This window comes from Trichocoleus sp. FACHB-46, from assembly GCF_014695385.1.
In the GTDB taxonomy this organism is placed as follows: domain Bacteria; phylum Cyanobacteriota; class Cyanobacteriia; order FACHB-46; family FACHB-46; genus Trichocoleus.
This window is the reverse complement of sequence record NZ_JACJOD010000014.1, coordinates 117,472-136,794: the sequence shown is the minus strand read 5'-3', so window position 1 is coordinate 136,794 and position 19,323 is coordinate 117,472. Positions and strand designations below refer to the sequence as shown.

The window sequence follows — 19,323 nt, the reverse complement described above, 5'->3', positions numbered from 1 at the left end:
AAGCTATGCGATTAGGAGATTTGGGGCGATCGCTCTCTATAGAAACACTCGACATAGCCACTAAATCTTGCTCACGAAAATTCACGATTGTTAGTACACCTAAACGAGAATTTTTCCGTTCTCAGAAGTTATTGGCTTGTAGCACCTACCAACTTCAAGCTCCCTAAGCCCTATGGAAACAGTTGAATACGTAGAATTGTTTTGGGATTGCCCTCATTGTGGACAACTTCATATCAGTGCTGTCTTCAACTCTCAGGGGAATCGCTGCCCCAGCTGTTTCTATTGGCGTACAGAAGCCGTAAAACTGTACGAAGCGTCAGATAGTCAGCTAATTACGGACCCCAGTTTAATCAATCGCCCGCCTTTTTGGGTTTGTAAGGTCTGTGAAGCCGTCAATGAAGATGTAGGGCTGTCTGCCGAACTTTTACAGTGCAGTAATTGCAACAGCTATCAAATCTCTGCGGTGGGAGGCATTACCGGCGATTCAGCAGCAGATCAGCAAGCCCCAAGTTTATCCGTGATTGGAGAGCTAGTACAGCGTCAGAGCGAGTCTCCTACCATTGCTCCCTCACGTTCAATGGACCACTCACCCTCCAACGGCTTTAACCCGTCAGGAAACAATAGTCGATTAGGCTGGCTAACAGCTGGAGCCCTAGGACTGACTGTAGTCAGTGGCGTTTTCTGGAATGGTGCAGTTGAGTCTGTGGGCACCAAGGATCCTACCTTGCTGAAAGTGCAGGTCACTGACTTGCAGTGGACCGTCGAGGTAGATGTGCAAACACAGAAGACATCTACTCGCCAAGGCTGGGATGAGTCGGTTCCAACCAATGCCACTATTCTCAAATCCATTCGGAAACAGCGAGGGGTAAGCCAAAAACGGCAAGGTGTGCGTACAGTCATGGTGAGCGAGCAGTACCAAAGTGGCACTCGCACCGAGACTTACTACGAACCAGAGCAATATCAGAGCGGCACTCGTACTGAGATTTATACTCAACCAGAACAATATCAAAGCGGTACTCGCACCGAGACTTATTACGACTCGGAAGAATATCAAAGCGGCACTCGTACTGAGACTTATTACGATTCGGAGCGCTACCAATCGGGTACTAAGTCGGAGTGTAAAGTCACCAGTCAAGGTAACGGGCTGGGCAAGCGAGTTTGCCATGAGATTCCGGTTTACAGTACCCGCAAAATTCCCCGCACTCGCACTATTCTGCTTTATAGCACTCGCAAAATTCCCCGAACTCGTACCGTCCCAATCTTTAGCACTCGACAAGTGAAGCATAGGCGCGAAGTCCCAGTCTACAGCACTCGGCAAGTGGAGCATACGCGTGAAGTTCCAATCTTTAGCACTCGTGTCGTGCCTGTGCAAAAGCCCATTATGGCAACAGTTCCAGTGCATGACACCTGGATGACTTATCGTGTCAAAGAGTGGGTGCCCCAACAGACCCATCAGCGAGTGGGTCAGGATGCGGCTGAGCGACGTTCCATCGACATCAATCTAGTACAGTTGCCTCCTCAAAGAATTTCAGCTACTCGTGCCACTTGCCGTTTATCTGGCAGCTACCTAGTGAAAAACGGTTGGTTTCAAAAACCTGAAGCCAAATCAGGAGCATGGAACCTGCCTTGCGAGGAATACGATCGCCTGAACTTAGGAGAGCAAGTACAGATTCGTCTCACAGATGCCAATTCAGCTCAGTTGGCGCGATCGCTGTAAGGCTTCAGGAAATTGTTGAATTTTTGACTCCATCTGAATAGGCTCGTGCTACTCTGTTGGACATTATTGTCATCTGGTGATTGTCATCTGGTACAGTAGTTAGTAAATTTGTACTTGCTAGAAGCTTCGCTAGTGGTGTACGTCAAGCGGGTAGAACTCTCCAATTTCAAATCTTTTGGCGGCACGACTCCAGTCCCGTTGCTCCCTGGTTTTACTGTGGTCTCGGGACCAAACGGATCAGGAAAATCTAATATTTTGGATGCGTTGCTGTTTGCTTTAGGCTTGTCTAGTTCCAAGGGAATGCGGGCTGAGCGACTGCCTGACTTGGTCAACAACCAACAAACTGCACGCGGACGCTCTACCGTTGAAGCCAGTGTCACCGTCACTTTTGATCTCGAAGACGAACTCCCGAACCTAGCGGCTGAGAACCCCAACTCGGAGAACAAGTTTAAGCTGCAAAGTCCGGAGTCGAGTGACTGGACCGTAACGCGAAAGCTCCGGGTAACGCAGCAAGGCACCTACACTTCCAACTACTACATCAACGGGGAACCTTGCACCCTCACTGAACTGCATGAGCATCTAAATCGGCTACGGATTTACCCGGAAGGTTACAACGTGGTGCTCCAAGGGGACGTAACCAGCATCATTTCGATGAACCCCCGCGAGCGTCGCGCCATCATTGATGAGCTGGCTGGGGTGGCATCCTTCGATCGCAAGATTATTCAAGCCAAAGACAAGCTTGATGCGGTTAAAGAACGCGAGGACCGCTTTCGCATTGTCGAAAATGAATTAGTGGTGCAGCGCGATCGCTTGGCGCAAGACCGCGTCAAAGCTGAGAAATATCAGAAATTACGTAAAGAACTGCAAGCCAAAGAACAGTGGGAAGGCGTACTGGCTTGGCGCACTCAGCAACGGCAGGCACAGGGCCTACATCAGCAGATTGAAGCAGGCGATCGCCAGACAACAGAACTGGCCGCACAACTGACTACGGTTGCGGCTGAAGTACAACAAGCCACAGCAGAACTAGAAGAACTTAACAGTCGGGTGAAAGCCTTAGGTGAGGAAGAACAGCTTGCGCTTCAAGCTACCCTTGCTACCCGTGAAGCTGAGTTACGGCAACTGCAAAGACAAGAGCTAGATTTGACCAAAGCCAGTCAAGAAACGGCGGCAAATCTGACCAGAATGCAGCAGGAAATCCAGGAACATCTCAAGACTCTGGAAAACCTGGCTCAGCAACAAACCACAGGAACCCAAAGCCTAGCCCCTCTACAAAAAGCGCGGGATGAGGCGGAGAGTGCCTTAAATCAAAACCGCGAAGCTGCTAGTGCGATCGCCTCTGCCTCCGAAGTTTGGGTGCAGCAACAAACCAGCCTGCACCAACAGATTGACACACTGCTGCAAACCTTGGAACCGCAACGCACCGAGCAAGCACAGTTACGGGAACGGACGACGCAACTAGAGCGGCAGATTCAAGAACAGACTCAGTTATTGCAGTCGGTCGTTCAGGAAATAGCTGAGAAGGAAGCGATCGCCACCCAGCAAAGTGAGATGCGCGATCGCTTAGCTCAGAAGGTGCAAGAACTCGCCCAAGCCGTCGCAAGCACTGAGCAAAATCTACAAATCCAAAAAGAGACCGAAACCCGCTTACTACAAGAGCAACGAGAGAAGCATCGCCGCCTAGATAAACTAGAAGCCCAAGCACAAGCCGCCCAGGAATCACAAGGAACTCATGCAACGCGGCTGATTCTTCAAACCGGGATGCCCGGTGTCTGCGGTTTGGTAGCGCAACTGGGTCGAGTGGAGCCACAGTATCAGTTGGCTTTAGAAACTGCGGCAGGTGGTCGCTTAGGCCAGTTAGTCGTGGAAGATGATGCCGTAGCGGCGGCTGGGATTGAGCTGCTAAAGCAAAAGCGGGCGGGACGAGCCACTTTTCTACCGCTCAACAAAATCCAAGCCCCTCGGATTTCCAATGCGCCTTGGGAACGGATTGGTTCTGGCTTTGTGGACTACGCCGTAAACCTAATCGAATGCGATCCGCGCTATCTTGATGTGTTTGCCTATGTGTTTGGCTACACAATTGTCTTCGAGACTTTGAAGGATGCGCGGCGTCATTTAGGGAAGCACCGCATAGTGACGCTAGATGGCGAATTGCTAGAAGTTAGTGGTGCGATGAGCGGGGGCAGTAGCGATAGCCGTTATGCGATCCATTTCGGTAAGGCTGACCCTATGGAATCGGCAGAAATTGTAGAGCTGAAAAAACGCTTACAAGAGATCGATCGCATCCTTAACCGTTGCACCAATGAGATCGCCAAAGCTTCGGTTGCAGTGAAGCAGCGATCGCAAGAGCTAATTGAAGCTCGCCAAGCTCATCGGGAAAACCAACTGCAAGTCGAGCAGGTGCAAAAAGAGCTAAAGAGCCTTACCCAGCAGCGATCGCAACTAGAAACCCAACTTCAGCAAAACTCTCAAGAGTTAGCCACGGCTCAGACGCGGCTACAAACTCTAGAAACTGACATTCCCACCCAAGAAGCACAACTGCAAATATGGCGGCAAACCCTGGCTGAGTTAGAGCAGTCGCAGACCCATAGTGAGTGGCAGCAAATTCAGGTTGCGATTCGGGCTCAAGAAGCCCAACTGCATGAGCGAGAGTTAGCGTTGCGTGCCGCTGAACAACGACTCAAAGACCTGGAAAATCAACAACAACGTTTGCAAGAAAAGGTGCAGCAAGGCCAAACCCGCCTGCAAGAGTATCGCACTCAGCAAACGACCCAAGTAAATCAGCAAGCTGGCCTAAGCGAACAACAAGCCGCGCTCCAGCGGCAGATTGCTCAAACCCAAGCTGAACTCGCGACCTTAGAGAAAACGTTGGGGGTTTCTAAACAAGCCCGCGATCGCCTAGAGCGACAACTGCGCGAACGACAAACCGCTCAACAACAACTAGAGTGGCAGCGGCAAAAACTGCAAGAAACCCTCCTCGCCCAGCGGCAACAGTTGGCAGAACTTCAGCAACAGCTCACCGAACAACAAGCAGACTTGCCCGATCCATTACCTGAACTTCCTGAAAATCTAGGTTTAGAGCAGTTGCAGCAGGAGTTGCGATCGCTGCAAAAGCGGATTCAGGCGATGGAGCCTGTCAACATGCTGGCCCTAGAAGAGTACGATCGCACCCAAGCCCGTCTAGAAGAACTGACGCAAAAGCTCACCATTCTGGAAGAAGAACGCACCGAGCTGTTATTGCGGATTGAGAACTTCACTACTCTGCGGCAGCGAGCCTTCAAAGAAGCATTCGATGCGGTGAATGCGAATTTCCAAGTGATCTTTGCCGAACTCTCCGATGGCGACGGGCATTTGCAACTGGATGATCACCAGGATCCATTTAATAGTGGCTTAAATCTAGTTGCACACCCGAAAGGCAAACCTGTGCAACGACTCGCCTCGATGTCGGGGGGTGAAAAATCCCTGACAGCGCTCAGTTTTATCTTTGCTCTACAACGCTACCGTCCCTCACCGTTCTATGCCTTTGACGAGGTAGACATGTTCTTGGATGGAGCAAACGTGGAGCGATTAGCTAGAATGATTAGGCAACAGGCCCAACAAGCGCAGTTTATTGTAGTGAGTCTTCGCCGTCCTATGATTGAGTCTGCTGAGCGCACGATTGGCGTTACCCAAGCTCGTGGGGCGCATACTCAAGTTATAGGCATTAAACTAGAGCCTCAAAGTGCCTCGGTATGATTTAGTAATATTGATACTTAATAGCTAGGATTCACGATCAGGACTCGGACATAATGACATCTGACAAAATCTGGCAACGCTCCGATCTCCTTGGCACTCAAGTGATTACCCGCGATACCGGTAAGCGTTTGGGAGTCGTCAGTCAGTTGTGGGTTGACGTGGATCGGCGGGAAGTCGTCGCGCTCGGCCTCCGGGAAAACCTGCTTTCCGGCGTCCTAGGTAACATGCCTCAGTTTATGAGCTTGAGCAGCATTCGTCAGATTGGCGATGTGGCCCTGGTCGACAACGACACCGTCCTTGACGACATCAATATTGACGGCTATAGCACCCTGATCAATAGCGAAGTGATTACAGAAACGGGTGAAATGCTGGGTCGGGTACGTGGCTTCCGCTTCAACGTTGAGGATGGCAAAGTTTATTCTTTGATTATTGCCACCTTAGGAGTGCCACTGATTCCTGACCAAGTCGTTAGCACCTACGAGTTGCCAATTGAAGAAATTGTCAGCAGTGGCCCCGATCGCCTGATTGTGTTTGAAGGAGCAGAAGAGCGAGTCACACAACTCACCGTGGGTCTGCTAGAGCGCATCGGCATTGGTCGTGCCCCTTGGGAACGCGAGGAAGAGGAAGACTACATTCTGCCCACCACTCCCGCCGAAAACCAACTAGGTAGTGGCGTGCGGATTCCCACGATGCAGCAACCCCTACGTACCCCGCAGCCTGTAGTGGAAGAAGCTTGGAGTGAAGATGACTGGGGAAGTCAACCCGCTCCGAAGCAACTGCGTCAGCAACGCCAAGTCGAGCCTGCTTACTACGACGAAGAGGACAACTGGAGCGAAGCCACCGATCGCGATCGCTATACCTCCAGCTACGATGATGACTACGAAGATGATTTTGCGGGCACCTACGAAGAAGAGATAGTAGAAGATGCCTGGGCCGATGACAAGCCTTACAAACCGCAAAAGCTAAACATTCCTGAGAAAACCAAAGCGCCTGAGTACGAGGAAGAAGGATTCTAAGCCCTCGCTCCTTTTTCTCTTCAATTTATGAATGAAATGCCAAGGAAGCTAGCGATCGCTGGCTTCTTTTTGTGTGCGCCGTTTGGAAAACAAACTGGTCATAGGTAAGCCTGTTGCCAGCAACCCTAACAACCCCAAACCATTCAGAATCGGGTAAATGCCGCCTAAACGAAAAATCTCACCGTTATGCAGACTGAGAATGGTTGGCGCGATCGCTCCTTGCTGAAACCACTCCACCAAGATCGTGTAGGCCATGCCAGTCAATACTGTCAGGAGCAGGGGTAAGGCCAGAACTAAAGCAATTTTGCGGTGATATTGCCGCACCAAACGATTTAAGCGATTCATAGAGTAGTTCCTGCTCTATAGGGTGGGAATGTTCAGCCTGCTTGTAATGTAACTTTCAGCAGGGACTAGTATCCAGCTACTAGGAATGCCAAAATGATCCATACGTTTTTTACCTTGAGATGGATCATGACCATTCTTCCCACGCTACAAAGCGCTTTCGAGCAAGGCCGTGCGCTCAAAATTATCAGCGGTTTGCATAATTTTGATGCAGAGAACGTTTTAGCAGTTGCTAAAGCGGCTGAGCTGGGTGGCGCGACGTTCGTTGATATCGCTGCTGATCCTGAACTCGTACGCCAAGTGCGTCAAGCTATCAGTCTGCCGCTCTGCGTTTCTGCGGTAGAACCTGAGCAATTTGTGGCCGCAGTCGAAGCAGGTGCTGACTTAATCGAAATTGGCAACTTTGATAGCTTCTACGCTCAAGGTCGTCGCTTTGAGGCAGAGGAAGTGTTGGCTCTGACCAAAGCCACCCGCGCTCTCCTGCCTGACATCACTTTATCTGTGACCGTGCCTCACATTCTGCCCCTCGACCAGCAAGTGCAGTTGGCAGAAGAATTGGTGAAAGCTGGTGCAGACATCATTCAAACGGAAGGCGGCACCAGCAGCGCTCCCGCTCACCCTGGCACCTTGGGCCTAATCGAGAAAGCCGCTCCCACCCTGGCAGCCGCCGCAGAAATTTCTCGTGCGGTTAGCGTTCCTGTCCTCTGTGCCTCTGGTTTGTCTAGCGTCACAGCACCGCTGGCGATCGCGGCTGGCGCGGCTGGTGTAGGTGTAGGTTCTGCAGTGAACCAACTCAACAGTGAAGTTGCCATGATTGCAGTGGTTCGCAGCTTGGTAGAAGCGCTAGCAACTGTGAGCCGTGCTCAAGTAACTGTGTAAGCGCGATCGCAACTTATCCTTAAAAATCGTAGCCAGAGAGGAGTATCTGCAAACTTCTTCTCTGGCTATGTTTTTGAAGCGATCGCATTCAAGCCCGATTTCAAATGTAGCCCGTTTCAGTTCAGGAAGTAATAATCACTGCTTAGGACTCATTATGCTTCCTATCGGATTTGTAAAAGAGGTCTACTGAATCCACAAATATGCAGAGTCGTTCTGCATATCAAACTGATTCGGGCTGTTATACAGAAACTACTTGCCTATCTGCCTTTTTTCACAAGTTATACGGAAAGTTTCAATTTAATGATAGTTCGGCGGCTGAGCGCGACTTCGTCGCATCTGGTAGATTCGATAAACTACTCGGTCCAAGGCTAAAGGATTGAAATGGAAGAGGGACACTTAACAAAGGTAGACTGGCGCTGTCATATCGTGGTGCGCCTTACAGCGCCGGCAACACTGCCAGGCAGCAATACTTCCCTACCAGTTGGAGCAATTGGTAAAGGAGTCGCTGAAATAGATTACAAAGCTAATCGTGTTGCCTTTCCAATTCCAAATGCAACTGCTTTGTTTCTTAACTTGTCCAGAAGGCATTATGAGGCAGCTCGCGTTGCCGCCCAAACATTTTCTTCTGGCCCAGACTCACATTTTCTTGCCGATGAAGATGTTTTCTCGTATCTAGAAGAAATAATGGCATCAGTAGTCTTTGCCTATACTGCGCTTGAAGCGTTCGCAAACGAAGAGATACCAGACGACTTCGTTTACACAATACCTAAGTCCAAATGCAGCGAGGTTTATAACAAGGTACAAATCGAACGGTCTTTAAGCCTACGGACAAAATTGGGTGATATTCTACCAGCCATAAGTGGAATGTCTTCTCCAAAGGGAACAAAGGTATGGCACGATTTTGTTGCTCTGGAAGAGCTACGCAACAACATTATCCATATGAAAACGGTTGATAGAGAACACGTTGGTTATTCCAATCAATCTATTTGGAGCAAACTTGTCAATGAGCCTGTGCCTTACGTCCTTCCATTTGCCAAAGCGATAGTTGACTACTTTTACGCTTCTAGGCAATTTAAACCGCATTGGTATGAACAATTCCCATCCTGAAATTGACCAATAGCCACCAAACAAGACGATGCACCTGACCGTCTAAAGCTTTCCTTGCTTCGCTCGCTGTGCTTTCGGGAGTGAGTGAGCTTAGTCGTCAGCTTTGCTTAGTTATTGGTAACGATGCGAGCAAAATAAATACTGTCCATGGCTGTGATAGAAGCCCTAGACGCGATCGCCTAGACCCTACCTCTTAATGCCTCTAATTCTTCGCGTAGAGACAACGGCGCATAGCCTAGCGAAAAGGCCAGCGAGCTATCGAGAGAAACATCGGGCGGTCTAGGGGCAGCCATTTTTACATCTTGTTGGCGGCCCGCTTTGAGTCCTGTTTCTGGTAATCCCAGCACTTCTACTAGTAAGCGGCCAAACTCATAACGGGAGATGCGTTCTTCCCCACCCAAATGCATATAGCCTTGCACCTTTTCAAGCGCTAGTAGGAGTCCTTGAGCGGCTGTCGTACCACTGGCAGGAGTGCGAAACTCATCAGTAAACAGGCATAGCTCCTGCTCATCCCGAAGCATTTGGATAAAGGGTTGCATGAAGCTGGTAGCAGTGGGGCTAGCCGCTCCAAACATCAGGGGCATGCGGCAGATAGCAGTTTGGGGGTAACGCGATCGCATCCCTGCCTCAGCTAATACTTTTTGCTCGCCATACAGATTCACCGGATTAACTGGATCAGTTTCGCGGTAAGGCGGATTGAGGCCATCAAACACTAAGTCAGTAGAAGAGAACACACAAGGAATGACGCGATCGCTACAAAGCCCCGCAATGTTGCAGGAAGCCGTAACGTTAATTGCGTGTGAAGCTTCAGGATGGGTTTGGCAATAGTTGGGGCTAGATTGTGCCGCTAAATGGATGACTGCATCCGGTTGAACTCTTTCAAACAAGTGCTTGAGGGCGACAAAATCGCTGATATCGACTTTGAGAGCCGTGACGCCAACCATTGCGATCGCTTGGGAACAGTAAGTGCCATAGACATCCCACTGGCGCTGAGCAATTTGGCACAGGTGCCACCCTAAAAAACCACTGGCTCCGGTGATTAACAGTTTTTTCAAGCTTTATTTCTCAGTAATTTCGTATGTCTTACCACTAATTACTACACTAATTTTCTTTGTTTCTTTGGGTGGTTTGTAAGTCGCAATTTGTAAAGCAATAACAGTAGCTGCTGCGATTAGCGCACCTAATAAAGGGTCCATAATCTTCCCTGAGGTTTGACTTAAGCTGTTTTATATTCTGGCTCGGGAAATTAAGTTATGCCAAACATTACTAGTGTTTCTTGATACAACTTCTTGCTATGTGTTGTTTGCATGAGTTGGTATCAGAAATGTTAATAATCCTAGGATGGCGACGTGACAAGATAGCAGGATTCTAGTACTCTAAATTGCCAACCTAATTGGCTACCTCCCATGCGTCTCGATTCAGATGCCAAAACTGCTCGGCTCAAGCGAATTCGTAGCCTGAGCCACCTGCTCGACAACTCGATTACGATTCCGGGGACTCGCTACCGCTTTGGGCTTGACCCCATCCTAGGGCTTTTACCCGGTGGCGGAGATTTAGCGAGCTTCTTATTCTCGGCCTACATTATTTGGGAAGGTGCCAAATTGGGTGTGTCTCAAGAAACCTTAACCCGCATGGTATCGAACGTGCTATTTGATACGGTGGCTGGCACGGTGCCTGTACTGGGGGATTTCCTAGACGTAACTTGGAAAGCAAATACCAAAAACGTCGCATTGCTTGAAGATCACCTCAGGGTTGCTCCCGCTAATGCCCGCTCAGTGAACCGCTGGGTTGTCATTGCAGCTCTGCTAGGACTGCTCATTGTATTTATTGGCGTGGTGACACTGAGCTTTTTAGTCTTCAGTTGGCTCTTCCGACAACTAACGGGTGGCTGAGGCTAAGTGAAAAGTTGGTGATGGGCCTGAGCGATCGCAGACGCACCAACTTTGGTCAGTTTTTCTCATGGCAACCCCTTGTAGGCATGTCATAATGATCCGGCTGTTTTCTGCACATGGTTTCTCATGGTTCAAGCCCCTGAATTTCCCACCGACTTTGCCGAAGCTGCGCTAGAAGGTGGACTAGAACTCAATTTCGAGCTGCCTGATCCAGAAGATGAGCAGATTCCAGATTTAGAATTTCAGCAACGGGTAGAAGCCGCTTGGCAAGTTTGCGATCGCTTTGACCTACAAACTGACATTTGGCGAGGTCGAATTTTGCGCACCGTCCGCGATCGCGAAAAACGGGGAGGGGAAGGACGTGGCACCGGATTCCTCAAGTGGCTGCAAGACCGAGAAATCAGCAAAAGCCAAGCTTACTCCTTGATTGAGGTAGCCGATAGCGCCGATACTCTACTAGAAGGCGGCTATCTCGACACCGATTCTGTTGAGCGCTTTAGCAAACGCGCCTTCGTCGAAACCGCTCAATCAGCGCCAGAAGTGCAGCAAATGGTGAGTGACGCAGCGCGAAGAGGCGATCGCATCACCCGACGCGAAGTACGGCAGCTCTCTGACGAATGGACTGCCATGACCTCCGATTTGCTACCAGAAGTCATCAAAGAAAAAGCCGCCGCCAACTCCATCCCCTCTCGTTATCTAGCGCCATTCGTGCGGGAAATGGAGAAGTTGCCAGAGTCGCACCAGGCAGAACTCCGCGAAACCGTAGCCGAAAGCCCAGACGTAGACACCCTTAAGCAAGTCACCTCTGAAGCCAAGTACCTAGCCAAATATCTAGAAGCCGCCACCAACGTCCAAGCCCTCAACAACGAGTCACTAGACTTAGAAGCCGCCCTAGAAGAAGCCCTCCGCATCGGCTCCCTTAGCTCCACCGCTGATTTAGTCAACCAAGCCGCTCAGCTCGAACAAACTATCGCCAAGCTTTACACCACCTGGAAACGAGTCACAGGCTTAGTCGATCGTCTCTACGTAGACAGCGGAGCCAGCACCCCCCACCTGCGATCGCTCCTTAGCTGCCTCAACCACCTCTCCGGAGAAGTCGTCGAAACCCAAATCGGTAGCCTAGAATCCTCCCGAACAATCCGCCTCACTATTCAAACAGACTTGAGGGATGAGGAAGGGGAAGGGGTGAGGAGTGAGGAGTGAGGAGTGAGGAGTAAGACACAGAAAGAGCAAGAGCATCGAAACACTCATACTTAGATTCGTTTGGAGGGGGTCTGGGGGACGCAACCGTCCCTCAGCGGGGGTTTGGGGGCGAGTGCCCCCAAGGATCGGATTACCTCAAACTGCGTCCCAACCGATTAATCCCCCGCTTCAGCGATCGCCAAATAGTCTTGAAATTGAAAAACTGTTTATAGCGCTGCGCCGCCTCCTTCCCCACAATCAGCAGCCCCAGCCAAAACAAAATCTCTGCTAATACCAGCAGTACAGGGATCAGTAAAGTTTTTTGCGTTGTCGTAATTGGTAGCCGGGGTAAGACCAACGGAATCGCAGCCCAGGGCAAAAACGACACCCCCACTAAAACCCAGCCTAACTTCTGCATGCTCTGACCCCTGCAACCCCAGTCTTTCAGTATAAAGGCCGCTTCATGCACTGTTGAAGATTTAAGGCTGTAGTAGAAACTACCATCTAGTTTTTGATTCCTGTAGTGGCAATACCTTGGATGAACTGCCGCTGCCCCACCAAAAACAGCAGCACCACTGGAACAGTTGCGATTACCACCGCTGCCATCATCAAAGGCCAATTGTTTGTAAATTGCTCTTGAAAACTGGCCAAAGATAACTGGACAGTCTGCAATTCTGGGCGAGTCGTAAACACAAGCGGCTTGAATAAATCATTCCACTCACCAATAAAAGTAAACAGAAATAGCGTCACCAAAGCTGGACGAGCTAACGGCAGCATCACCCGCCACAAAATCTGCCAACGAGTCGCTCCGTCTAAAGCTGCGGCTTCTTCTAGTTCCACCGGAATCGTTTGGAAATACTGTCGCAGCAAAAAAATGCCAAATCCGTTGGCTGCTGTGGGTAGAATCAGCGCTCCGTAGGTATTAATTAAGTGACCCCACTTCAAAATCAGGAAAACCGGAATCACCAACAGTTGAAACGGAATTACGAGTGTAGCCAAGACGAGCAAGAGAATTGCCTGCCGCCCCCAAAACTGGAAGCGAGCCAAAGCGTAACCTGCTAAAGCAGATGTGAGAGTCTGCAACCCTGTTACGGCGATCGCCACCAACGTTGAATTGGCGAAAGCCAACAGAAAGTTGCCTCGTTGCCAAGCTTCCCGATAACTATCCCAAGACCATCTTGAGGCGAGGTTTTCACCTACATTTCTGAGTGCGGGATTCGGTGTCAAGGAAGTCCAGAAAACAATAGCCAGGGGAGACAAAATAACTGCAGCCCCAACGAGCAGCAGCAGGCCATTCAACCAGGCTAAAGTCCGCTCCCAACTCCAGACAGGTTTGACGGAAGAAGAGACTGGGGCATTAAGTTTTGCGGGTAAATTCTGACTCACGCTCGGTTCGCCTCGTGCGGCTGGTTTAGTAATCCTGTACGCTTGTAGTTATGGTAAATATGACCATTGGGTGAGTTTTCTTACTTATTCATGCTGTAAGGTCATAGATAGACAGTAGCGTGAGTCTCGATGCAACTGCTTAGTAATCGGCTCACGGGTCAACTTGTGATATTCCTACTTTCTGCTTGGTCGATCCGCCATTAAAAAAGGTTAAAGTAACTTAAGGTTGTAAATTAATAATTTACATTCTGCCGTCACAATCTTTAGTCCATAGTTCTACCAAGTCGAACTATCACCGACTGATTCATGATGAGGAGACAAGAGATCCATGCCGCAGCTTGAGGCCAGTCTAGAAATTGACTTCCATAGCGCAGCCTACAAAGATGCCTACAGTCGGATTAACGCGATTGTGATTGAAGGCGAACAAGAGGCTCACGAAAATTACCTGAAGCTGGCTGAAATGCTGCCGGACAATCACGATCAATTGGTGAGTCTAGCCAGAATGGAGAATCGCCATAAGAAAGGCTTTGAAGCCTGTGGTCGTAATCTTCAAGTCACGCCAGATATGGAGTTTGCTCGTCAGTTCTTCTCTGACCTGCATGGTAATTTTCAAGTCGCAGCGGCAAACAACCAGATTGTGACTTGCTTGCTGATTCAATCCCTCATTATTGAGTGCTTTGCGATCGCAGCTTACAACATTTATATTCCCGTCGCTGACGACTTCGCGCGTAAAATCACCGAAGGCGTAGTCAAAGATGAGTACAGTCATCTGAACTACGGGGAAGAATGGCTCAAAGCTAACTTTGAAACTGCCAAAGCTGAGCTAGAAGTAGCGAATCGTCAGAACTTACCTTTGGTTTGGCGCATGTTGAACCAAGTCGCAGAAGACGCTCAGGTTTTGAGTATGGAAAAAGAAGCTTTGGTAGAAGACTTCATGATTCAGTATGGCGAAGCGCTGAGCAACATTGGTTTTAGCACTCGCGATATCATGCGTATGTCTGCCTACGGCCTTGCTGCTGCCTAAGTTAGGAACATTTAGGCAACCTCAGGAGTCTGATGAGGGAATCCATTGCCAATCTTTCCTTTTGATCAGAGTCAGTTGTTTTCTACTGAGCGATCGCTATTTAGTACCTGCACAAATTTGCCGATCAGAACCTACCAACTGATCGGCAAATTTATGTAGTATTTTTGAGTACTTTGAGCAATCACTCGTTTCAATTACTACCAACCTAAAGCTAGCCTGAATCGTAGGCTCCCCAACCGTCCATGTTTGGTCTTATCGGTCACCTCACTAGTTTAGAACACGCCCAATCTGTTGCCAGAGAGCTGGGCTACCCAGAGTACGCTGATCAAGGATTAGATTTTTGGTGTAGTGCTCCCCCGCAAATTGTTGACACCATCACGGTCACCAGCCTAACGGGCCAAAAGATTGAAGGCAAGTACGTTGAATCTTGCTTCTTGCCTGAAATGTTGGCGACACGACGCATCAAGGCAGCCACTCGCAAAGTGATTAATGCCATGGCTCATGCTCAAAAGCATGGCCTTAACATCACAGCTCTAGGTGGATTCTCTTCAATCATTTTCGAGAACTTCAACCTAAATCAAATTCAGCAGGTTCGGAATATCAAGCTGGAGTTTGAGCGCTTTACCACTGGTAATACTCACACCGCCTATATTATTTGTCGTCAAGTTGAACAGGCAGCAAAACAATTAGGGATTGAACTTTCGAAAGCGACAGTTGCGGTTTGTGGAGCTACTGGAGATATTGGCAGTGCCGTGTGCCGCTGGCTAGATGCTCGGACAGACGTGGCAGAACTATTGCTCATTGCCCGCAATCAAGAGCGCTTATTCGATTTGCAAGCAGAATTGGGTCGTGGCAAAGTCATGGAGTTGGACGAAGCCTTACCCTTAGCGGATATTGTCGTTTGGGTGGCTAGTATGCCCAAAGGTGTAGAGATTGATCCGTCTACCTTAAAGCAGCCTTGTTTGCTGATTGATGGTGGCTACCCGAAAAACTTAGGGACTAAGATTCAGCATCCTGGTGTGCATGTTTTGAACGGTGGCATCGTGGAGCACTCCCTCGACATTGATTGGCGAATTATGCAGATCGTCAGTATGGACGCTCCTGCACGTCAACTGTTTGCCTGCTTTGCAGAATCTATGCTTCTAGAATTTGAGAAATGGCATACCAATTTTTCCTGGGGGCGCAACCAAATTACGGTTGACAAAATGGATCAGATTGGAAATGCCTCAATGAAACATGGATTTCGCCCTTTACTACTTTAAATTGAATAATTGGCTCAGATCTTGAGATAATTGATGCGCTGTCGGATGTTTTTTGCCTTCCCAAAAAGCATCAAAATATCCTGGGAGAAATGCTCTCTAAAATTATGAGTGAACCCTTTTTAGAGCCTATACTGCGATGGATGCGGCTTCAGAGAGTCGTTTCTCGAATTGCTCCAAACTCCACGGTTCTGGATGTAGGATGTGGTAGAGCAGCAGTTTTCTTAAAAGCGATCGCTCCTCGTATTACCCAGGGCTTTGGAGTAGACTTCAAAGTAGACACTGTAGAGTTCAAAAACATCAAAACTCTACAGTTCAAATTTGATGGTTCCTTGCCTTTCGCAGATGCCAGTTTTGACGTAGTAACGATGCTAGCTGTGCTAGAGCATATCGAACACGAGCATCAAATCTTGCAAGAAATTCATCGGGTTTTAAAGCCTGACGGTAAGCTAATAATCACTGTACCCTCCATTTGGGCACAACCCATTCTGGAGTTCTTAGCATATAAATTAAAAATTGTATCTGAAGCAGAGATTAGAGATCACAAAAGGTACTATAACCGACAAAAGTTGAGGAAGGTGCTTGTGGGAGAAACTAACTTTCGTAGCTTCCATCACCAATATTTCCAGCTTTGGATGAACAACTTCTGCACTGTTGTTAAATAGAACCGTCAACAGATGAAGCTAACTGTAGTAATCCCTTGCTTTAACGAATTAGGCAGTATTGAGCAGATCGTTAAAGCAGTCAAGGCCTCTCCAATCAAAGACTTAGAAATCATCATTGTAGATGATTGTTCTACTGACGGCACTAGGAGTCTATTAGCGTCCGCTATAGAGCCGCAAGTTGATCAGGTGCTCTACCACAAGAAGAATTATGGCAAAGGAGCCGCCCTACGTAGTGGTATTCAAGCGGCTACTGGAGACATCGTCATTGTGCAAGACGCAGACTTGGAGTATGACCCTCAAGAATATCCTTTGATGCTCCAACCCATCCTAGACGGCAAAGCAGATGTAGTCTTTGGATCTCGTTTTATGGGAGGCCGACCCCACCGAGTTGTCTACTACTGGCATATGTTAGGGAATAAGTTTTTAACTACTCTCTCTAATATGCTGACTAATATTAATCTCACTGATATGGAAACTTGTTATAAAGCTTTCAAGCGTGAGGTAATTCAAGCGGTCAAGATTGAAGAAAATCGCTTCGGCTTTGAGCCTGAAGTGACTGCAAAGGTTGCTAAGATGGACTGCCGCATTTATGAAGTTGGCATATCCTACTATGGCAGAACCTATAAAGAAGGTAAAAAAATTGGCTGGAAAGATGGATTTCGAGCCATTTACTGTATTTTGAAGTACAACCTGTTTCGTTAATTCTAACTTTGAGCCAGTCCAAAGATGCAGGCCGAAAAATCAAAGAATATTTTGTGCATTGAGTGCTTTCTTGTTTTTACGCTTTGTTGTGTGGTTTATCTAGCTAATAAAAGGTTGATAGGTACTGGAGATTCTATACCTAATTCATTGCTAGCGCTTAATTGGTTGAGGAATCATACTCTTTATTTTGATGCTTTTAGAGATAACTATTTTTTCGAAAATTATAGTGGTCTTCCTTACTTTTTTGCAGAGTCCAAAACTAAACATCTAGTTTCAGTCTATCCAATCGGTACTGCCGTTGTTAGTTTGCCAATCTACTTTATTTTTTCTATTTACTTGGATGTAATAGACTTCATAAAAACTAACATTACAGGCATTCCCTTTGAGTTCGACTTAACTGGTGCAAGCTTTGAACCCTACAGGCAAGCTTTCGAAAAACTTGCGGCAACATTAGCTACTTCGCTATCAGTTGTCATTTTTTATATATCTAGTCGTCTGAAATTTCCTCTTGCTACCTCTCTTATTTCTACTTTTATTTATGCCTTTGCTACAAACACCTGGATGACAAGTTCTCAGGCTTTATGGCAGCATACAGCTACTAACTTGGTATTAACAAGTCTGATCTTATGCTTGCTAAAAGCCAATCGGGCTGAAAACACACACCTCAGATTGCTGTTATTTATAGCAGGTTTTCTTTGTGGCTTATTACCTATTATTCGACCTACTAACTTACTTTTCTCTATTGCTGCAATATTGTATGTAACCTCAATATACAGAAAAGTGGCACTTTTTCTGCTTTTGGGCCTTCCGGTTAGTCTTTTAGGGATGGCTTGGAATTTTTACAATTTTGGTAGTTTCTTGGGTGGCTATACTGCTTTAAGCAGTGCTTACAAAGTAACATTTTATAGATTTAATTTTAATCAGTTCCTGCAAGGTTTTTTGGGATTGATGTTTAGTCCTAGCAGGGGTATTTTTGTCTTTTCACCCATAGTCATATTTTGTATTCCTGGTTTTTGGCAGGCTTTCAAGAAATCTAAAATCCACCAAGATGAAAGACTGATTACATCTTTAGCTATTGCAGCTATTGCCCTATTTCTCAGTTACTGCTTTTATACAATTTGGTGGGCTGGGGGTTCATATGGGCCAAGATTTATTAGCGATGCAACTCCAATAATTTGCTACTTAATAGGATATTTTATTAATAGTCAATTTAACTTTGCCTTAAAGAATCAGAAAATATTTATTTCAAGTCTAGCTATTTTTCTGATTTTTTTGGCAGTTTCAACTTACTCTCAAGTGCTAGGGGCTTTTAGTAAGGCAGAGTGGAACGGAATACCGATTAATGTTGATACTCAGCATGTTAGGCTTTGGGATTTTAGAGATACTCAGCTGTCTCGCCATGCTAATAGTCTGTTTTTTCAAATTGTTAAGCCAATCGAGAATTTAGTGAAGTATTCTCAGGCGCTAGCAGGCTCAATTGAAAAAGTTGAGAGGGTTGACATGCAGCGACCAAATAACTTTAGCCCCATACCAGATATAGTTCTACCAAATGAGCCACTAGTTTTAAGAGCTAAGCTGAGAAATACTGGAAAGTCTAGGTGGCTAGGTTATGAAAGTGGAGTTATGCCAGGAGAGGTGCGGGTTCGGTTAAGAGCATTCAATGAAAGCAATGTTCAAGTGATCGATACCCGTCTTTTTGTGAGTGGTCTTGCGAGACACAACGATGTTACTGAGGCGATCGGCTCTTTGAAATTTCCTGTAGAACCGGGTCTATATCGATTAGTTTTTGACTTAATTGCAGAAGGTGTAGGAGAATTTCCAAATAACTCGAGAAATAGGCCTTATGAAGTAGTAGTTATAGTTCAACCTAAGCTTGCTAAGAACTTTCAGCAGAGTTTCTTGCAAGATATCGATTTAGTTAATAACACTAGCTATCTAAAGTTAAATACGAAGTTAAATTTACCCGTTCGCATCAAAAATATTAGTAATTTTCCTTGGTCCTCATATAGCTCGTCTCCAGTTTTCCTGTCTTATCACTGGATGGATAAGAACAAAAATGTTATTGCACGGGATGGATTACGAACTCCGCTACCTCTTGTAATGCTGCCAAACCGTGAGACTACTATCAATGCTCTGATTGAAACTCCTAAACTGCCTGGTCAATATACACTTCGTCTAACAATGGTGCAGGAAGGGGTAGCTTGGTTTGATGAGAGAGGTGCCAAGTCTGAAGATGTTCCTATAACGGTTGTTTCGGAGTAGAAGCTTTTTACCTGCTGCTTGAGTAGAAGACTGAGCATGAACGACTGCTCTAATATGGGAATTTCTGACCAAAAGCACCGCTTCTTGAAATCTCACTTAGCTCACTATTGCTTTAGTTCAGGTAGCATTTGGTGACTATAAAGACAGTTGAATCGAAC

At 47.4% G+C, this 19,323-nt stretch carries 17 protein-coding genes; 13 read left to right on the top strand and 4 right to left on the bottom strand.

Annotation, left to right across the window (positions count from 1 at the left end):
- The first annotated feature begins 5 nt into the window (after positions 1–5).
- The 4 genes from H6F72_RS10970 (at position 6) to H6F72_RS10955 (ending at position 6,465) form a co-directional block, all read left to right on the top strand.
- Positions 6–167: a hypothetical protein gene (locus H6F72_RS10970; RefSeq protein WP_190434702.1), complete on the top strand. Its 162-nt coding sequence runs from the start codon at positions 6–8 to the stop codon at positions 165–167.
- Between the two features lie 5 nt (positions 168–172).
- Complete coding sequence (locus tag H6F72_RS10965) at positions 173–1,717, top strand: hypothetical protein (protein WP_190434697.1); 1,545 nt, start codon at positions 173–175, stop codon at positions 1,715–1,717.
- 114 nt (positions 1,718–1,831) lie between these two features.
- The gene (smc, locus tag H6F72_RS10960; RefSeq protein WP_199299029.1) at positions 1,832–5,449 is read left to right on the top strand and encodes a chromosome segregation protein SMC; all 3,618 of its coding nucleotides are present in this window, start codon (positions 1,832–1,834) and stop codon (positions 5,447–5,449) included.
- A gap of 53 nt (positions 5,450–5,502) precedes the next feature.
- On the top strand, positions 5,503–6,465 hold the full coding sequence (locus tag H6F72_RS10955; protein WP_190434694.1) for a PRC-barrel domain-containing protein: 963 nt from the start codon (positions 5,503–5,505) through the stop codon (positions 6,463–6,465).
- Between the two features lie 48 nt (positions 6,466–6,513).
- Here H6F72_RS10955 and H6F72_RS10950 read toward each other — a convergent pair whose 3' ends face one another.
- Positions 6,514–6,810 carry a peptidase gene (locus H6F72_RS10950; protein ID WP_190434691.1) on the bottom strand — a complete coding sequence of 99 codons (297 nt, stop codon included), beginning with the start codon at positions 6,808–6,810 and terminating at the stop codon, positions 6,514–6,516.
- A gap of 126 nt (positions 6,811–6,936) precedes the next feature.
- Between H6F72_RS10950 and H6F72_RS10945 the strand changes: the two genes are divergently transcribed.
- Together H6F72_RS10945 and H6F72_RS10940 are read left to right on the top strand one after the other, a co-directional pair.
- Positions 6,937–7,686: a DUF561 domain-containing protein gene (locus H6F72_RS10945; RefSeq protein ID WP_190434688.1), complete on the top strand. Its 750-nt coding sequence runs from the start codon at positions 6,937–6,939 to the stop codon at positions 7,684–7,686.
- Positions 7,687–8,067: 381 nt separating this feature from the next.
- Complete coding sequence (locus tag H6F72_RS10940) at positions 8,068–8,793, top strand: hypothetical protein (protein WP_190434686.1); 726 nt, start codon at positions 8,068–8,070, stop codon at positions 8,791–8,793.
- A 179-nt stretch (positions 8,794–8,972) separates the two neighbouring features.
- Here the strand turns inward: H6F72_RS10940 and H6F72_RS10935 are convergent, their stop codons facing one another.
- Complete coding sequence (locus H6F72_RS10935) at positions 8,973–9,848, bottom strand: NAD(P)-dependent oxidoreductase (protein ID WP_190434684.1); 876 nt, start codon at positions 9,846–9,848, stop codon at positions 8,973–8,975.
- Between the two features lie 351 nt (positions 9,849–10,199).
- Here H6F72_RS10935 and H6F72_RS10930 point away from each other — a divergent pair, with 351 nt between their 5' ends.
- Together H6F72_RS10930 and H6F72_RS10925 are read left to right on the top strand one after the other, a co-directional pair.
- Complete coding sequence (locus tag H6F72_RS10930; RefSeq protein WP_190434681.1) at positions 10,200–10,685, top strand: DUF4112 domain-containing protein; 486 nt, start codon at positions 10,200–10,202, stop codon at positions 10,683–10,685.
- A 126-nt stretch (positions 10,686–10,811) separates the two neighbouring features.
- Positions 10,812–11,888, top strand: a complete 1,077-nt coding sequence (locus tag H6F72_RS10925; RefSeq protein ID WP_190434678.1) for a hypothetical protein — start codon at positions 10,812–10,814, stop codon at positions 11,886–11,888.
- 130 nt (positions 11,889–12,018) lie between these two features.
- On the opposite strand, the gene H6F72_RS10920 is transcribed toward H6F72_RS10925, so the two are convergent.
- Complete coding sequence (locus tag H6F72_RS10920) at positions 12,019–12,285, bottom strand: transporter suffix domain-containing protein (RefSeq protein WP_190434675.1); 267 nt, start codon at positions 12,283–12,285, stop codon at positions 12,019–12,021.
- A gap of 86 nt (positions 12,286–12,371) precedes the next feature.
- Positions 12,372–13,253, bottom strand: a complete 882-nt coding sequence (locus tag H6F72_RS10915) for a carbohydrate ABC transporter permease (RefSeq protein ID WP_370527480.1) — start codon at positions 13,251–13,253, stop codon at positions 12,372–12,374.
- A 328-nt stretch (positions 13,254–13,581) separates the two neighbouring features.
- Between H6F72_RS10915 and H6F72_RS10910 the strand changes: the two genes are divergently transcribed.
- The 5 genes from H6F72_RS10910 to H6F72_RS10890 all read left to right on the top strand — a co-directional run bounded on the left by H6F72_RS10910 (position 13,582) and on the right by H6F72_RS10890 (position 19,165).
- A complete protein-coding gene (locus tag H6F72_RS10910; protein ID WP_190434672.1) occupies positions 13,582–14,277 on the top strand; it encodes an aldehyde oxygenase (deformylating) in 696 nt (231 codons plus the stop codon).
- Positions 14,278–14,519: 242 nt separating this feature from the next.
- A complete protein-coding gene (locus tag H6F72_RS10905) occupies positions 14,520–15,539 on the top strand; it encodes a long-chain acyl-[acyl-carrier-protein] reductase (RefSeq protein ID WP_190434667.1) in 1,020 nt (339 codons plus the stop codon).
- Between the two features lie 104 nt (positions 15,540–15,643).
- Entirely contained in the window at positions 15,644–16,201 is a 558-nt protein-coding gene (locus H6F72_RS10900; RefSeq protein ID WP_190434664.1) for a class I SAM-dependent methyltransferase, read from the top strand.
- Positions 16,202–16,213: 12 nt separating this feature from the next.
- Positions 16,214–16,903: a glycosyltransferase family 2 protein gene (locus tag H6F72_RS10895; protein ID WP_190434661.1), complete on the top strand. Its 690-nt coding sequence runs from the start codon at positions 16,214–16,216 to the stop codon at positions 16,901–16,903.
- 24 nt (positions 16,904–16,927) lie between these two features.
- Positions 16,928–19,165, top strand: coding sequence for a hypothetical protein (locus H6F72_RS10890; RefSeq protein WP_190434656.1), 2,238 nt, complete (start codon positions 16,928–16,930; stop codon positions 19,163–19,165).
- Positions 19,166–19,323 lie beyond the last annotated feature (158 nt).

Excerpts from the sequence above, each read along its gene's own strand:
- H6F72_RS10920 (WP_190434675.1), bottom strand. The coding sequence starts at position 12,285 with ATGCAGAAGTTAGGCTGGGTTTTAGTGGGGGTGTCGTTTTTGCCCTGG.
- H6F72_RS10895 (WP_190434661.1), top strand. The coding sequence starts at position 16,214 with ATGAAGCTAACTGTAGTAATCCCTTGCTTTAACGAATTAGGCAGTATT.
- H6F72_RS10950 (WP_190434691.1), bottom strand. The coding sequence starts at position 6,810 with ATGAATCGCTTAAATCGTTTGGTGCGGCAATATCACCGCAAAATTGCT.
- H6F72_RS10890 (WP_190434656.1), top strand. The coding sequence starts at position 16,928 with ATGCAGGCCGAAAAATCAAAGAATATTTTGTGCATTGAGTGCTTTCTT.
- H6F72_RS10965 (WP_190434697.1), top strand. The coding sequence starts at position 173 with ATGGAAACAGTTGAATACGTAGAATTGTTTTGGGATTGCCCTCATTGT.
- H6F72_RS10940 (WP_190434686.1), top strand. The coding sequence starts at position 8,068 with ATGGAAGAGGGACACTTAACAAAGGTAGACTGGCGCTGTCATATCGTG.
- H6F72_RS10905 (WP_190434667.1), top strand. The coding sequence starts at position 14,520 with ATGTTTGGTCTTATCGGTCACCTCACTAGTTTAGAACACGCCCAATCT.
- H6F72_RS10955 (WP_190434694.1), top strand. The coding sequence starts at position 5,503 with ATGACATCTGACAAAATCTGGCAACGCTCCGATCTCCTTGGCACTCAA.
- H6F72_RS10925 (WP_190434678.1), top strand. The coding sequence starts at position 10,812 with ATGGTTCAAGCCCCTGAATTTCCCACCGACTTTGCCGAAGCTGCGCTA.
- H6F72_RS10910 (WP_190434672.1), top strand. The coding sequence starts at position 13,582 with ATGCCGCAGCTTGAGGCCAGTCTAGAAATTGACTTCCATAGCGCAGCC.
- H6F72_RS10970 (WP_190434702.1), top strand. The coding sequence starts at position 6 with ATGCGATTAGGAGATTTGGGGCGATCGCTCTCTATAGAAACACTCGAC.
- H6F72_RS10945 (WP_190434688.1), top strand. The coding sequence starts at position 6,937 with ATGACCATTCTTCCCACGCTACAAAGCGCTTTCGAGCAAGGCCGTGCG.
- H6F72_RS10900 (WP_190434664.1), top strand. The coding sequence starts at position 15,644 with ATGAGTGAACCCTTTTTAGAGCCTATACTGCGATGGATGCGGCTTCAG.
- H6F72_RS10930 (WP_190434681.1), top strand. The coding sequence starts at position 10,200 with ATGCGTCTCGATTCAGATGCCAAAACTGCTCGGCTCAAGCGAATTCGT.